Origin of the sequence: Escherichia sp. TC-EC600-tetX4, assembly GCF_019356055.1 — a bacterium.
GTDB lineage: Bacteria > Pseudomonadota > Gammaproteobacteria > Enterobacterales > Enterobacteriaceae.
In genome coordinates, this window is sequence record NZ_CP079924.1 from 1,384,399 (window position 1) to 1,401,118 (window position 16,720).

Genomic DNA, 16,720 nt, shown 5'->3' on the forward strand with positions numbered 1-16,720 from the left:
AATGACCGTTGCTCTCTGATTTCTCATTTCATGCTCACCCAATATGATGGCGGCGTTTTCTAAAACTGTTAAAGAATGAGGTAAGTATGAAACGTTTAATTATGGCCACGATGGTCACAGCAATTCTGGCATCTTCAACTGTATGGGCTGCTGATAATGCTCCGGTAGCGGCACAACAGCAAACTCAGCAAGTTCAGCAAACCCAGAAAACGGCAGCGGCAGCAGAGCGTATCTCTGAACAAGGTTTATATGCGATGCGTGACGTGCAGGTAGCGCGCCTGGCTCTGTTTCATGGCGATCCAGAAAAGGCAAAAGAACTGACCAATGAAGCTTCCGCTTTGCTGTCAGATGACAGTACCGAATGGGCAAAGTTCGCTAAGCCAGGTAAAAAGACCAATCTCAATGATGACCAATATATTGTCATTAATGCATCTGTCGGAATTTCTGAGAGTTATGTAGCAACTCCCGAAAAAGAAGCCGCGATAAAAATTGCCAATGAAAAAATGGCGAAAGGGGATAAAAAGGGCGCAATGGAAGAGCTTCGCCTGGCCGGTGTTGGCGTAATGGAAAACCAATATCTGATGCCACTTAAACAGACTCGTAATGCACTTGCTGATGCGCAGAAACTGCTTGATAAAAAGCAATACTACGAGGCAAACCTGGCGCTTAAAGGTGCGGAAGATGGAATCATCGTCGATAGCGAAGCACTGTTTGTGAACTAATGCTGACAGGCAGTATATTGAGGTAAAGGATTTAACTCCCTCCAGCCGACAATTTTTTATGACCACAATACGACAGGTTGTGGTCATAAAATTATTTGGCGCTCGCGGTGCTATAAACTCGCATTTTATATTCCTCAAAGTAAACCGCAATAATCCCGTGTCATCACAAATCATTTATTATGTTATGTTTTATGGTACGCTTTAAAAAGCGTAATCATACCCTTGCTTGTAAATCACCGGCGCTTCTTACAGTTGTAAGAATAACATCACAAATGTCGCGACTCTCTCTGATTACCACGAATCAATATTTATCATATTCTTCTTTTCGTCCTCACTACTTACCATGCAGAAAGGAATTGGAAGTGGCGATGAAATGATTTTCAGCACTTGATACAGGATTTTAAAAATATCGAGTGCAGCTACGACGATATTTTGCGGGTTATTTATAGAAGATATTACGCCTTAAATAAACGCTAAATTAACACATATTTAATTAACTAATAGGTATTGCTATGTCAACTCCACTTCAAGGAATTAAAGTTCTCGATTTCACCGGTGTGCAATCTGGCCCATCTTGTACTCAAATGCTGGCCTGGTTTGGCGCTGACGTTATTAAAATTGAACGTCCCGGCGTTGGTGACGTAACGCGTCACCAGCTGCGAGATATTCCTGATATCGATGCGCTTTACTTCACCATGCTTAACAGTAACAAACGTTCTATTGAGTTAAATACCAAAACAGCGGAAGGCAAAGAGGTAATGGAAAAGCTGATCCGCGAAGCTGATATCTTAGTCGAGAACTTTCATCCAGGGGCCATTGATCACATGGGCTTCACCTGGGAGCATATTCAAGAAATCAATCCACGTCTGATTTTTGGTTCGATCAAAGGGTTTGATGAGTGTTCGCCTTATGTGAATGTAAAAGCCTATGAAAACGTTGCTCAGGCAGCGGGTGGCGCGGCATCCACTACGGGTTTTTGGGATGGTCCGCCGCTGGTAAGCGCTGCAGCGTTGGGTGACAGCAACACCGGAATGCATTTGCTGATCGGTTTACTTGCTGCTTTGCTGCATCGCGAAAAAACGGGGCGTGGGCAACGAGTCACCATGTCAATGCAGGATGCCGTATTGAACCTTTGCCGCGTGAAATTACGTGACCAGCAGCGTCTCGATAAATTGGGTTATCTGGAAGAATACCCGCAGTATCCGAATGGTACATTTGGTGATGCAGTTCCCCGCGGTGGTAATGCAGGTGGTGGCGGTCAGCCTGGCTGGATCCTGAAATGTAAAGGCTGGGAAACCGATCCTAACGCCTATATTTATTTCACTATTCAGGAGCAAAACTGGGAAAACACCTGTAAAGCCATCGGCAAACCAGAATGGATTACCGATCCGGCATACAGTACAGCCCATGCACGACAGCCACATATTTTCGATATTTTTGCTGAAATCGAAAAATACACTGTCACTATTGATAAACATGAAGCGGTGGCCTATTTGACTCAGTTTGATATTCCTTGTGCACCGGTTTTAAGTATGAAAGAAATTTCACTTGATCCCTCTTTGCGCCAAAGTGGCAGTGTTGTTGAAGTGGAACAACCGTTGCGTGGAAAATATCTGACCGTTGGTTGTCCAATGAAATTCTCTGCCTTTACGCCGGATATTAAAGCTGCGCCGCTATTAGGTGAACATACCGCTGCTGTATTGCAGGAGCTGGGTTATAGCGACGATGAAATTGCTGCAATGAAGCAAAACCACGCCATCTGATATTAACGGGGGCTTCTGGCTCCCAATTTATAAAAATTTCGAGGTTATTAATCATGTCAGATCAACTTCAAATGACAGATGGTATGCATATCATCGTTGAAGCATTAAAACAGAATAATATTGACACTATTTATGGTGTTGTAGGTATTCCTGTGACGGATATGGCACGCCATGCCCAGGCGGAAGGCATTCGTTATATTGGTTTTCGTCATGAGCAGTCGGCAGGCTATGCCGCTGCGGCAAGCGGTTTTCTTACCCAAAAACCGGGGATCTGCCTGACAGTTTCTGCGCCAGGATTCCTCAATGGTTTGACCGCATTGGCCAACGCAACGGTAAATGGTTTTCCGATGATCATGATTAGCGGCTCCAGCGACCGCGCGATCGTCGACCTACAGCAAGGTGATTATGAAGAGCTGGACCAAATGAATGCGGCAAAACCGTATGCCAAAGCAGCATTTCGCGTTAATCAGCCGCAGGATCTTGGCATTGCATTGGCACGCGCTATCCGGGTCTCTGTATCGGGTCGCCCTGGCGGAGTTTATCTTGATTTGCCAGCAAATGTCCTGGCCGCGACGATGGAAAAAGACGAAGCGTTAACCACGATTGTTAAAGTTGAAAATCCGTCGCCAGCATTATTGCCATGCCCGAAGTCAGTCACTAGCGCAATTTCGCTTTTAGCAAAAGCTGAACGGCCATTAATTATCCTTGGCAAAGGCGCGGCGTATTCACAAGCTGATGAACAGCTTCGTGAATTTATTGAAAGTGCTCAGATTCCATTCCTGCCAATGTCTATGGCGAAAGGGATCCTTGAAGATACGCATCCACTTTCTGCGGCAGCTGCGCGTTCGTTTGCCCTGGCAAATGCTGACGTTGTCATGCTTGTTGGTGCACGACTGAATTGGTTATTGGCACACGGTAAAAAAGGATGGGCGGCAGATACACAGTTTATTCAACTGGATATTGAACCGCAGGAAATTGACAGCAACCGCCCCATTGCTGTGCCAGTCGTTGGTGATATTGCATCCAGTATGCAAGGTATGCTGGCAGAACTGAAACAAAACACATTTACGACTCCACTGGTATGGCGCGATATTTTAAATATCCACAAGCAGCAAAATGCACAAAAAATGCATGAAAAATTAAGTACAGATACTCAACCATTAAATTACTTTAATGCATTAAGTGCTGTGCGCGACGTATTGCGCGAGAACCAGGATATTTATTTAGTTAATGAAGGTGCAAATACCCTGGATAATGCACGAAATATTATTGATATGTATAAACCACGTCGTCGTCTGGATTGTGGTACCTGGGGTGTCATGGGCATCGGTATGGGCTATGCCATCGGTGCTAGCGTGACTTCTGGTTCTCCGGTTGTCGCCATTGAAGGTGATAGTGCTTTTGGTTTCAGTGGGATGGAAATTGAAACGATTTGTCGATATAACCTGCCGGTGACGATCGTTATTTTTAATAATGGCGGCATCTACAGAGGAGACGGTGTTGATCTCAGTGGCGCTGGTGCACCATCACCAACGGATCTGTTGCACCATGCAAGGTATGACAAATTAATGGATGCGTTTCGTGGCGTTGGCTATAACGTCACCACGACAGATGAACTTCGTCATGCTTTAACCACCGGTATTCAGTCGCGCAAACCGACCATTATTAATGTGGTCATCGACCCTGCAGCAGGAACTGAAAGTGGCCATATTACCAAACTTAACCCAAAACAAGTCGCTGGTAATTAAATACTGACATCGTCTCCTCTTGCCAACTCATTATGCGATGGTGAGGGGACCCTTATCGGAAATACTATTATGCTAACATTTTTTATTGGCGATTTATTGCCTATTATCGTAATCATGCTGTTGGGTTATTTTAGCGGCAGACGAGAAACATTTTCAGAAGATCAAGCTCGGGCATTTAATAAACTGGTATTAAACTACGCGCTTCCTGCGGCTCTATTTGTATCTATTACTCGGGCAAACAGGGAAATGATTTTTGCGGACACTCGTCTGACCCTTGTATCACTTGTGGTTATTGTCGGATGTTTCTTTTTCTCCTGGTTCGGTTGCTACAAATTTTTTAAACGTACCCATGCAGAAGCAGCTGTATGTGCATTAATTGCAGGTTCACCTACCATTGGATTCCTGGGGTTTGCAGTTCTCGATCCTATTTATGGTGATTCCGTATCAACAGGTTTAGTGGTAGCAATTATTTCTATTATTGTTAACGCAATTACTATTCCTATTGGTCTGTATTTGCTGAATCCTTCTTCAGGAGCGGATGGTAAGAAGAATAGTAATCTGAGCGCATTAATTTCTGCGGCAAAGGAGCCAGTAGTATGGGCACCTGTTCTGGCAACGATCCTGGTGTTGGTTGGGGTAAAAATTCCGGCAGCATGGGACCCAACCTTTAATCTGATTGCGAAGGCTAACTCAGGGGTAGCGGTATTCGCTGCGGGGTTGACTCTGGCTGCACATAAATTCGAGTTCAGTGCCGAAATTGCTTATAACACCTTCCTGAAGCTGATTCTGATGCCACTGGCACTGCTTCTCGTTGGTATGGCATGTCATTTGAACAGCGAACATCTGCAGATGATGGTACTGGCAGGCGCATTACCGCCGGCATTCTCCGGAATCATTATTGCCAGCCGGTTTAATGTCTACACCCGTACTGGTACAGCGTCATTGGCTGTGAGCGTACTGGGCTTTGTCGTCACGGCTCCCTTGTGGATTTATGTCAGTCGACTGGTTTCATAATTAATCATGTTATTGATTTTACATAAATGCCGAAGTGTCTTTTCACCTTCGGCTTTTTTCAAGGCATAAGCAAATGACAAATAATGAAAGCAAAGGGCCGTTTGAAGGCTTATTAGTTATCGATATGACACATGTCCTTAATGGACCTTTCGGAACTCAACTTCTTTGTAATATGGGCGCAAGGGTAATTAAAGTTGAGCCGCCGGGTCATGGTGATGATACCCGCACATTTGGTCCCTATGTGGATGGACAGTCACTCTATTACAGTTTTATTAATCATGGCAAAGAGAGTGTGGTTCTTGATTTAAAGAATGATCACGATAAAAGTATATTTATAAATATGCTCAAACAAGCTGATGTATTAGCTGAGAATTTTCGCCCAGGTACAATGGAAAAACTGGGGTTTTCATGGGAAACGCTTCAAGAAATCAACCCGCGCCTCATATATGCTTCATCGTCAGGTTTCGGACATACCGGTCCGCTAAAAGATGCTCCTGCCTACGATACCATCATTCAGGCAATGAGCGGGATAATGATGGAAACAGGATATCCTGATGCTCCGCCAGTGCGCGTTGGTACATCTCTTGCGGATCTATGCGGCGGTGTCTATTTATTCAGCGGAATAGTGAGTGCACTTTATGGCCGCGAAAAGAGCCAGAGAGGGGCGCATGTCGATATAGCGATGTTTGATGCCACGCTGAGTTTTCTGGAGCATGGTCTGATGGCATATATCGCAACTGGGAAGTCACCACAACGTCTGGGAAATCGCCATCCCTACATGGCACCTTTTGATGTTTTCAATACTCAGGATAAGCCGATTACGATTTGTTGTGGTAATGACAAGCTTTTTTCTGCGTTATGCCAGGCACTGGAGCTTACGGAACTGGTTAATGATCCCCGATTTAGCAGCAATATTTTACGCGTACAAAACCAGGCTATTCTTAAACAATATATTGAGCGGACGTTAAAAACGCAGGCAGCTGAAGTTTGGTTAGCCAGAATACATGAAGTTGGTGTACCCGTCGCGCCGTTATTAAGTGTGGCTGAGGCCATTAAATTGCCACAAACTCAGGCGAGAAATATGTTGATTGAAGCCGGGGGAATAATGATGCCGGGTAATCCGATAAAAATCAGCGGCTGCGCGGACCCGCATGTTATGCCGGGAGCGGCAACGCTCGACCAGCATGGGGAACAAATTCGCCAGGAGTTCTCATCATAAATGTAAGATGTGCTGGTAAATAGCTCCCACATTTGAACATTGTGGGAGCCGCTATTTAGTCATTTTTCTGACAGAAAACAGCAATCTCCTGGTCCAGCTCTGCAATGTGTTCTTTTACAGAGTTCAGCAACTGAAGAATTTCAGGCTTACTGTCATCTGAAACAGGTGTTATTTCTAACTGATGGCTAATATTAATCAACTTTTGCAAATTCAGGATGTTAGCCGCACCGTGGATGCGATGAATACACTGATGGAAAGTTCTGTTATCGCCAGCTTCTAGTGCTTGAAACGCAGCGGGTAGATCTTTATGCGTTTCATGCTGGAAAGTCATGAGAATCTCCTGCATCAGTTGTAGATCGTTCGCCGTATTATTTTTCAGGGCTTCGATATCAAGGTGGCGATACTGAGGTGCAATATGCGCAACTTGGTGTAACTGACTTAAATGTGTTTTCAGTACATCCAGGGTCAACGGTTTGAACAAACATAAGTTCATGCCGCAACTTAACCCTTTTTCACGTTCGTTAGCCTGTGCGTTGGCTGTAAGCCCCCAGATGGGTAAGGAAGAATTTTGCTCACGGAGTTTGCGAGTCAACTCAAAACCATCCATATTCGGCATATTAACGTCAGTAATAAGCAGATCATAATGTTGCATACTGACTTTGTGTAGCGCTTGCACACCATCAGTGGCTTCATCAACATCATATCCTAATAGATTTAGCTGGCGTTTGAGTAATAGCCTGTTGGTCGGATGATCATCCGCGATTAATATGCTCAACTTTTCAGGTAGTGTGATGGGTTGTTCTGCTTTTGCCTCGACAGTCGCCACTTGCTGGCTAATTTCTACCGGGATTGTGATCGTAAATGTTGTTCCTATGCCTGGATGACTTTCTAATGACAAATCGCCCTGCATATTTTTAATTAATTCTTTGCAGATCATTAAGCCTAAACCAGAACCTGTTTGCTGACGACCTGCACTTGTTTGGCTGTAGCGTTTAAACAGTTGTTGTTGTTCTTCCTGCGATAATCCACTTCCAGAATCCATAATCGTCATTTTGATAACAGCGTGGTTGTCATCAATGTGACCCAGGGAGGTCGTAATTTTTACTGCCCCCTCGGTGGTAAATTTGAGAGCATTACTCAGTAAATTTGATAAGACCTGCTTAAACGCCTGAGGGTCGATCTTAACCAGGTAATGTTCAGGAAACGTACTGCTGCAACTTAATGCGATCGATTTGCTTGCAGCAATCGCACCGAAAGAGTGACAAGTGTTCTGGACTAAAGTAGGGATATCGACCCATTGTGGTTGAAGTTGATAGTTACCCGATTCAATTTTGTCGACATCAAGGATTTCACCAATTAAGCCGAGGAGTGATTGTCCGGTGGCGTAGGCAAGTGAAATCGCCTCCACCCGTTGCTCCTTGCTAAGACCAGAACCCGACAGAAGTTCCAGGAAGCCCATAATAGAGCTTATTGGTGTTCTTATTTCGTGACTCATCGTTGCCAGAAACTGACTTTTTGCTACGGTAGCCTTTATCGCTTTATTTTTTTCTACCTCGAGTGCATTAATTAGATCACGCGTTTCAGTAATATCTTGCCAACCACAAATATATACTGCATTGTCACTTGCAGGAAGATTGCATAATGTATGCCAGTGATTAATGCATCTTTTCTCGATGCCATTATCAATTTCAAATACCTGTGTGTATATTGTTCGATTTTCTTTCGTTTCTGCTGTGACTTCATGCGCATTAGAAAAAACATCTTTAAAGGGTGAGTCACTGTTTTCTAATGGTAACATTGCATTTTTGTAGTAATCCGCAGTGAAATAATGTTCAAAAGCACTATTATGACTAATGACATTACCTTGCCAGTTTACAACATAAGTTGGATTCGGTAAGGAATCCGAGAGTGCTTTTCGGAATGATATTTGGTTTTCTAAATCACCCTGAATGACTTTACGACGACGAACTGAGCGTAACAGGTAGAATCCCCATAAAAGGCTACTGCCAACTAATAAAACGGATAATGTCGTAACAATATAAAATTGCTCGCTATATAGGTCCCATGTGTCAATGGTCACATTGGGCATTTTAATCCATTTTTCCGTCAGGCGCAGAACTTCGCTTGGGGGAATTGCATTCAGTGCTTTATTAATAATATCCTTAAGTTCCGGTTCTCCGCGAGGAAAAGCGAACGAAAGCGATGCATTCGGAACGCCAGGAATAAGAAAATGATAAAGTTCATTAGGATAGTAATGATCGATCATGTAACGCGAATTTAGCTGTGTCGCGACCAGAGCATCAAGTTCACCTTCCTTAACCTTGTGAAATGCAGCGCTGGCATTATCGACCTGTATCCATTCAACCTCCGGATACATCTCTTTTAATTGCGAATGCAGCTCATAATAATATGGAATGGCAACTTTCATTCCTTTTTTTAATGTTTGTTCACTGTCAGGCGCTTTTTGCATGACAAAAACGTAAGGCGTTGTTATGAAGGCTTCAGCAAATAAAACATTATTTTCTCGATCTTCACTATAAATAGCGCCAGGTATTATATCCCATCCTCCGGGGCTAAGCTGTGTTCCAGCATGGATATTGTGTGAAACGGTGATCGGAGAAAAATTTAAACCTGTTTGCAAGGTAATAATATTAAGAATGTCCCCCATAACGCCCCGAACCGAGCCATTTTCATCCGTCATAGAATAGGGGGGCGAGTAAGGATTTTCCAGCACCTTTAAATTGGGATGCTGCTTAATCCACTGTTTTTCATGTTCAGTGAGTTCTAATGGTTTGTTCAGAAAGGCCAGGTTTCCTGTATCAAGCCAATTTTGTGATACTTCATAGCGAACTTCATTTGTTAAAGCATCAACAAATCTATTGAGTACTTCATTAAGAATGACAGATTCTTTTCTGGTCAAGAAAAAATTATATTGACGCGGCGAGTTATAATATTTCACTACATTTAAGGAGTGAGTGAAATAGCGGGAAATCATACTGCTGGTAATGATGTTACTACCAATAAAGTAATCATTGTGCCCAGCTGAGACGGATGCTAATGCCTGATATAAATTTGTAAAAGAGATAATTGTTGCTTTTGGAAATGATTGATGAATTACCTCGTCTGGGGGGTAATTTGCTACCCGAGCAATATTTACTGGTTTTGGTGAGGTAAGCGGTCGCATTGAGTCGTGAAGGGTGGTTACCAGCGCCGGAAAGGTAATTATCAATGGTTTGGTTGCAGCAATGTCATTATTAAGAGGCGGCGAAGTAACTAAATGTGATAACACTATATCGACTTCACCTTCTGCAAGCGCGTCCATTGCTTTTTGATGATCTGCGTATTCCCGGAGTGTTAATTTGATATTTAACGCTCTTTTTAAAAGATTTAAATAATCAGCATTAATACCACGAACCCGTTGCTGCGAATCGGTATGCAACAACGTAGCCGTTTGGGACTTATGTACTGCAATCACAAGATTTTTTTTGCTCGCTAACCAACGTAATTCCTTGTTGCTCAGACGTAGTGGATCAAGTGTGACACGGTTGTTACTACTGATGCCACGATATTCGATGTAATCTTCGTCTGCGAAACTTATGGTCGACCAAAGACCACAACAGAGAAGAAAAATATAGGGTAAAAACTTCATGTGGTTAGCCGATTTTGTTACGTTGTGCGAATGTGTAAAGATCCATCAGTGATTTACATTCTAATTTTTCCATCAGGCGACTTTTATAAGTGCTGACAGTTTTGTTGCTGATGAACATTTTTTCAGCAATGTCATTATTATCCTTGCCATCAAGAATATACCGCATGACACTAATTTCTTGTTTCGATAAGGAGTCGAGTTTTTGCTGGTCGGACGTTAAACTTCCAACAAACCGGTTGAGAGAGAAGGGGAAATAGCAGTAGCCATTTTTTGCAGCTTCAATAGCCGCAATGATATTGTTCATGCCTTCTTTTTTACTCACGAAACCATTAGCGCCAGCATCAGCACAATGTTTCCCGTAAAAATGGTCATTTTTAGCGGAGACGATAATAATAATTCCGCTATATTGGCGCTTCCTCAGCGTTTCTAACACCTGGATACCGTTAACTCCGGGGATATCGACATCAATGATGACGATATCAGGCTTAAGTGTTTCCACCCGCTGAACGGCACTTCCGCCTTCAGTCAACTCTGCTAAGATTTCAATATCGTTTTTGATCAATAAATTACGAATTGCTGCGATAGCAAGAGGATGGTCATCAATAATTATTGCGTTCATAGATTATTCCCTTTGCAATGAAGCATCTCCCTTCTCCCTGTAGTAATACAGACATAAGGCGTCATCTCATTTTCTCAATAAAAATAAGAAAATCTGAGCTTCCTTTAAGATAATTCGACAAGTATACCATATAAATAGTCGGCATAAATGAAATGTCAACAATAAAATCAGGGATTGTACCGATGATTTATAGTTTCAAGTTGGCACTATAAGTCTTCTTACTAATCCTACAGGCGTAAGAATTGTATTGCAAAAGCCACGGTTTAGTCCTCTGTTGTTTTTTTTGCACCTCATTTAAATTAGGCCTCCAACGTTCCTGGGATAATGTGCAACACATGCACTGTGTTTGATATGAAGAATGAATGCTCTTTTCATTCAATTCATAAATTTCATCTATGAGAAATGAGAGATAATAGTGGAACAGATTAATTCAAATAAAAAACATTCTAACAGAAGAAAATACTTTTCTTTATTGGCGGTAGTTTTATTTATTGCGTTTTCAGGTGCCTATGCCTATTGGTCAATGGAATTAGAAGACATGATTAGTACAGATGACGCCTATGTCACGGGGAATGCAGATCCAATTTCTGCACAAGTCTCAGGTAGTGTCACTGTCGTTAATCATAAAGATACGAACTACGTTCGACAAGGTGACATTTTAGTTTCACTGGATAAAACTGATGCCACTATCGCACTCAATAAAGCTAAAAATAATCTGGCAAATATTGTTCGGCAAACGAATAAACTATACTTACAGGATAAACAATACAGTGCCGAAGTCGCTTCAGCACGTATTCAGTATCAACAATCTTTAGAAGATTATAACCGTCGAGTGCCGTTAGCGAAGCAGGGGGTTATTTCAAAAGAAACGCTGGAGCATACCAAAGATACGTTAATAAGTAGCAAAGCGGCATTGAATGCCGCTATCCAGGCTTATAAAGCGAATAAAGCTTTAGTAATGAACACACCATTAAACCGTCAGCCACAAGTCGTTGAAGCGGCGGATGCAACTAAAGAAGCCTGGTTGGCGCTTAAACGTACGGATATTAAGAGTCCGGTTACCGGCTATATTGCCCAGAGAAGTGTTCAGGTCGGCGAAACAGTGAGCCCCGGACAATCGTTAATGGCTGTCGTACCGGCACGTCAAATGTGGGTTAATGCCAACTTTAAAGAAACACAACTCACGGATGTACGGATTGGTCAATCGGTCAATATTATCAGCGATCTTTATGGTGAAAATGTTGTGTTTCATGGTCGGGTGACAGGGATCAATATGGGAACCGGCAATGCGTTCTCCTTATTACCTGCACAAAATGCGACAGGGAACTGGATCAAAATCGTTCAGCGTGTACCGGTTGAAGTTTCTCTTGATCCAAAAGAACTCATGGAACACCCCTTGCGTATTGGTTTATCGATGACAGCAACTATTGATACGAAGAACGAAGACATTGCCGAGATGCCTGAGCTGGCTTCAACCGTGACCTCCATGCCGGCTTATACCAGTAAGGCTTTAGTTATCGATACCAGTCCGATAGAAAAAGAAATTAGCAACATTATTTCGCATAATGGACAACTTTAATGGCAATCACTAAATCAACTCCGGCACCATTAACCGGTGGGACGTTATGGTGCGTCACTATTGCATTGTCATTAGCGACATTTATGCAAATGTTGGATTCCACTATTTCTAACGTCGCAATACCGACAATATCTGGCTTTCTGGGAGCATCAACAGACGAAGGCACCTGGGTTATCACCTCGTTTGGTGTAGCAAATGCCATTGCGATCCCTGTTACTGGCAGGTTGGCACAAAGAATAGGCGAATTAAGATTATTTTTACTTTCAGTCACTTTTTTTTCGCTGTCTTCATTAATGTGTAGCCTATCGACCAATCTTGATGTGCTGATATTTTTTAGAGTCGTTCAGGGGTTAATGGCGGGGCCGTTAATTCCACTGTCACAGAGTTTATTATTAAGGAATTATCCGCCAGAAAAAAGAACATTTGCTCTGGCATTATGGTCAATGACCGTGATTATCGCTCCGATATGTGGGCCGATATTGGGCGGTTATATTTGTGATAACTTTAGCTGGGGTTGGATATTTTTAATCAATGTCCCTATGGGGATTATCGTCCTGACATTATGCTTAACCTTACTTAAAGGAAGAGAAACTGAGACTTCACCGGTCAAAATGAATCTACCAGGACTGACCCTGTTAGTGCTCGGTGTTGGTGGCTTGCAAATTATGCTTGATAAAGGGCGCGATCTGGATTGGTTCAACTCGAGTACAATAATAATATTAACAGTAGTATCAGTTATTTCTCTGATCTCTTTAGTCATTTGGGAGTCGACCTCAGAGAACCCGATTCTTGATCTCAGTTTGTTTAAGTCCCGTAACTTCACCATTGGTATTGTGAGTATCACATGCGCGTATTTATTTTACTCTGGAGCGATCGTCCTTATGCCGCAGTTACTCCAGGAAACGATGGGGTATAATGCGATATGGGCCGGACTTGCTTATGCGCCCATCGGCATCATGCCACTATTAATTTCACCTTTGATAGGACGTTATGGCAACAAAATAGACATGCGGTTGTTAGTGACATTTAGTTTTTTGATGTATGCGGTTTGCTATTACTGGCGTTCTGTGACATTTATGCCAACGATTGATTTTACAGGCATCATTTTGCCGCAGTTTTTTCAGGGATTCGCCGTTGCCTGTTTCTTTTTACCCTTAACAACGATTTCGTTTTCAGGCTTGCCAGATAATAAATTTGCCAATGCCTCGAGTATGAGTAATTTTTTTCGTACCTTGTCAGGATCAGTTGGTACGTCGTTGACAATGACGCTGTGGGGACGACGCGAATCGTTACACCATAGTCAGTTGACAGCAACCATCGATCAATTTAACCCCGTGTTTAATTCATCGTCACAAATTATGGATAAATATTATGGTTCGCTTTCAGGAGTTCTTAATGAAATTAATAATGAAATAACCCAGCAGTCACTTTCTATTTCTGCAAATGAGATTTTCCGTATGGCGGCTATTGCTTTTATCTTACTTACGGTTTTGGTTTGGTTTGCGAAACCGCCGTTTACAGCGAAAGGCGTTGGGTGATGATAAAAGGAGGGGGTTATAGCGGGTAAGACCGGGGATCTTAAGTCTGCGCCATCGGCAGCATCGCTCACCCAGGGAAAGGATTGCGATGCTGCGTTGAAACGTTATTAACGGCCTTTTGCCAGATATTGATTCATCTCTTCTTCCGGCACCATTCCACCTCCCGTCGCCCACACCAGATGAGTGGTATTACGCAGTTGTTCTGCGCTGAAACCGTGCATCTGTTGGTAACTTACTGATGCACACACGCGCTGAGGTCCGGCCATACCCGCCAGTGCCGAAGGTTCAAGACGAATACCTTCTTCCTGCGCCAGCCAGCCAAGCATGTCATACATGGTTTGATCGCTAAGGGTATAGAAGCCATCCAGCAGACGCTCCATTGCCCGCCCGACAAAGCCTGATGCGCGACCAACTGCAAGGCCATCCGCTGCGGTAAGGTTGTCGATACCAATATCCTGAACAGAAATCTGATCGTGTAATCCTGTATGGACGCCTAACAACATACAAGGGGAGTGCGTTGGTTCGGCAAAAAAGCAGTGAACATGATCGCCAAACGCCAGTTTAAGCCCGAATGCGACGCCACCAGGACCACCGCCAACACCACACGGCAGATAGACAAACAGAGGGTTATCAGCATCGACGATACGGCCTTGCTGGGCAAATTGCGCTTTAAGACGCTGGCCAGCGACGGAATACCCAAGGAACAACGTGCGGGAATTTTCGTCATCAATAAAGAAACAGTTCGGGTCAGACTGCGCTGCTTTACGTCCTTCCTCGACGGCAACACCATAATCTTGCTCATATTCCACGACCGTAACGCCATGGCTGCGCAGTTTCGCTTTTTTCCATGCCCGGGCATCAGCAGACATATGAACTGTCACCTTAAAGCCAATGCGGGCGCTCATAATGCCGATTGATAACCCCAGATTTCCGGTTGAGCCCACAGCAATGCTGTATTGGCTAAAGAACTGTTTAAACTCCGGAGAAAGCAGTTTGCTGTAGTCATCATCAAGCGTCAGCAACCCCGCTTCCAGAGCCAGTTTTTCTGCGTGTGCCAGGACTTCATAAATCCCGCCGCGTGCTTTTATGGAGCCGGAAATGGGCAAATGGCTATCTTTTTTCAGTAACAGTTGCCCGCTGATCGGTTGCTGATATTCTTTTTCCAGCCGTTTTTGCATAGCTGGAATGGCAACCAGTTCTGATTCAATAATCCCCCCAGTGGCAGCAGTTTCAGGAAATGCTTTTGCCAGATAGGGTGCAAAACGGGATAAGCGCGCATGGGCGTCCTGAACATCCTGTTCGGTCAGGCCAACATAAGGTAAACCTTCAGCCAATGAGGTCGTGCCAGGATTAAACCAGGTGGTTTCTTTAAGAGCAACCAGATCCTTTACCAACGGATACTGGGCGATGAGCGAGTTCATTTTAGCGTTTTCCATAGTACGTCTCTTTGCGCTTAGATGATAAATGACAGCAGGAATGTGCCCGCCAGAGCGACGACTGAAGCGATAAATGTCGCTGTCGTATAGTATTTAAATGTTTCATTGAGCGTAGCGCCGCAATATTGCTTCACTAGCCAGAAAAGCGAGTCCGTAACGATAGTGCAGCCAATTGCACCTGAACCGATAGCAATCGCAATAATTTCCGGGCTGATGTCGGGATACAGCGGCAGCATGGGTGCAACAATTGCCGTTGCCCCCATCATTGCCACGGTAGCGGAGCCCACTGCCGCATGCAGAATAAGAGCCACTAACCAGGCCAGAAGAATCGGGTGCATATGCATATTGGAGAGAATAACTGCCAGCGTATCAGCGAGACTGCTGCTTTTTAAAATGGCGTTGAATGCGCCTCCGGCCCCGATAATCAGCAAAATATTAGCAATAGAACCGAAGCCATTTTCCGTATGTGTGAGCATCGTCCCCATGCTCATATGCTGGCGTATACCCAACACATAATAGGCGACAAACACGGCGATAAACATGGCAGTGATAGGGTTGCCAATAAACTCAACCAAGATATACAAACCACTCTCACGCGCCATATTCAATTCGGCAATCGTTTTAACCAACATCAGCGCAATGGGTAGCAGTATGGTGAATAACGTTGCGCCTAATGACGGTAGTGTTTTTTCATCGCGAACTTTGAGATCTGCAAACTCTGTGGGTACAGGTTTAAAGGGCAGTCGTTGACCCAGAAATTTAAGGAAAAGTGGGCCACCGATCAGTGATGCCATCAGCCCAACCAGCAAACCGTAGACGATCACCGAACCGATATCTGCGCCCAGCTTATTGGCAACATATAAAGCAGCCGGATGTGGAGGAACCACGCAGTGCACTGCCATCAATGCGGTACATAGCGGAATGGCAAGCTTTAATAATGAGGTATTGGTTTTTTTGGCAATTGAAAAAGCCAGAGGAATCAATAGCACGACGCCCACTTCAACAAACAGCGTGATGCCACAAATCAGGCCAACCAGCACCATAATGACATCAACTGAAAGCCAGCGGCAGCGTTGAAGTGTCAGACCAATTCTTTCTGCGGCCCCGGATACTTCCATCATTTTTCCCAGTATCGTGCCAAGGCCGATAACCGCTGCGAGGAACCCCAGCGTTCCGCCAATTCCACTTTCAATAGCATTTACCATATCCAGTGGCCCCATGCCCATCATCGTTCCCACGAAGAAGCTGGCCAGCAACAGCGCCAGAAACGGGTGGAATTTGAACTTCACGATGGTCAGTACAATTAACACGATGCTGATAAGCAGCGTGCTCACAACCCAGATTTGAGAGTGCATATCTCACCTTCCCCTGTGATTAACCTGATGATATTGGACAAAAAAACAACGCAGGCTGACAAACGATAAAATTTGCCT

Annotated in this window: 11 protein-coding genes; 7 read left to right on the forward strand and 4 right to left on the reverse strand. The window is 43.9% G+C overall.

The genetic code is table 11. The features are described 5' to 3' along the window. The first annotated feature begins 86 nt into the window (after positions 1 to 86). The 5 genes from KXD89_RS06660 to yfdE all read left to right on the forward strand — a co-directional run bounded on the left by KXD89_RS06660 (position 87) and on the right by yfdE (position 6,466). Positions 87 to 722: a YfdX family protein gene (locus KXD89_RS06660; RefSeq protein ID WP_000825600.1), complete on the forward strand. Its 636-nt coding sequence runs from the start codon at positions 87 to 89 to the stop codon at positions 720 to 722. Positions 723 to 1,234: 512 nt separating this feature from the next. Then, entirely contained in the window at positions 1,235 to 2,485 is a 1,251-nt protein-coding gene (gene frc / locus KXD89_RS06665) for a formyl-CoA transferase (RefSeq protein ID WP_000106759.1), read from the forward strand. Between the two features lie 53 nt (positions 2,486 to 2,538). Further along, a complete protein-coding gene (gene oxc, locus KXD89_RS06670) occupies positions 2,539 to 4,233 on the forward strand; it encodes an oxalyl-CoA decarboxylase (RefSeq protein WP_001283490.1) in 1,695 nt (564 codons plus the stop codon). Between the two features lie 69 nt (positions 4,234 to 4,302). After that, the gene (yfdV, locus tag KXD89_RS06675; RefSeq protein WP_000955028.1) at positions 4,303 to 5,247 is read left to right on the forward strand and encodes a transporter YfdV; all 945 of its coding nucleotides are present in this window, start codon (positions 4,303 to 4,305) and stop codon (positions 5,245 to 5,247) included. 73 nt (positions 5,248 to 5,320) lie between these two features. After that, positions 5,321 to 6,466, forward strand: a complete 1,146-nt coding sequence (yfdE, locus tag KXD89_RS06680) for a CoA:oxalate CoA-transferase (protein WP_001296867.1) — start codon at positions 5,321 to 5,323, stop codon at positions 6,464 to 6,466. 55 nt (positions 6,467 to 6,521) lie between these two features. On the opposite strand, the gene evgS is transcribed toward yfdE, so the two are convergent. Beyond that, positions 6,522 to 10,115 carry an acid-sensing system histidine kinase EvgS gene (evgS, locus tag KXD89_RS06685; RefSeq protein ID WP_001326970.1) on the reverse strand — a complete coding sequence of 1,198 codons (3,594 nt, stop codon included), beginning with the start codon at positions 10,113 to 10,115 and terminating at the stop codon, positions 6,522 to 6,524. 4 nt (positions 10,116 to 10,119) lie between these two features. After that, positions 10,120 to 10,734 carry an acid-sensing system DNA-binding response regulator EvgA gene (gene evgA, locus KXD89_RS06690; protein ID WP_000991370.1) on the reverse strand — a complete coding sequence of 205 codons (615 nt, stop codon included), beginning with the start codon at positions 10,732 to 10,734 and terminating at the stop codon, positions 10,120 to 10,122. Between the two features lie 415 nt (positions 10,735 to 11,149). Here evgA and emrK point away from each other — a divergent pair, with 415 nt between their 5' ends. Continuing rightward, a complete protein-coding gene (gene emrK / locus KXD89_RS06695; RefSeq protein WP_000435167.1) occupies positions 11,150 to 12,313 on the forward strand; it encodes a multidrug efflux MFS transporter periplasmic adaptor subunit EmrK in 1,164 nt (387 codons plus the stop codon). Next, positions 12,313 to 13,851: a multidrug efflux MFS transporter permease subunit EmrY gene (emrY, locus tag KXD89_RS06700; protein WP_001018714.1), complete on the forward strand. Its 1,539-nt coding sequence runs from the start codon at positions 12,313 to 12,315 to the stop codon at positions 13,849 to 13,851. Before emrK ends, emrY begins: the two co-directional genes overlap by 1 nt. Positions 13,852 to 13,958: 107 nt before the next feature. Here emrY and dsdA read toward each other — a convergent pair whose 3' ends face one another. Both dsdA and dsdX read right to left on the reverse strand, forming a co-directional pair. Beyond that, complete coding sequence (dsdA, locus tag KXD89_RS06705; protein WP_000426427.1) at positions 13,959 to 15,287, reverse strand: D-serine ammonia-lyase; 1,329 nt, start codon at positions 15,285 to 15,287, stop codon at positions 13,959 to 13,961. 17 nt (positions 15,288 to 15,304) lie between these two features. Continuing rightward, positions 15,305 to 16,642, reverse strand: coding sequence for a D-serine transporter DsdX (gene dsdX, locus KXD89_RS06710; protein WP_000556048.1), 1,338 nt, complete (start codon positions 16,640 to 16,642; stop codon positions 15,305 to 15,307). Positions 16,643 to 16,720 lie beyond the last annotated feature (78 nt).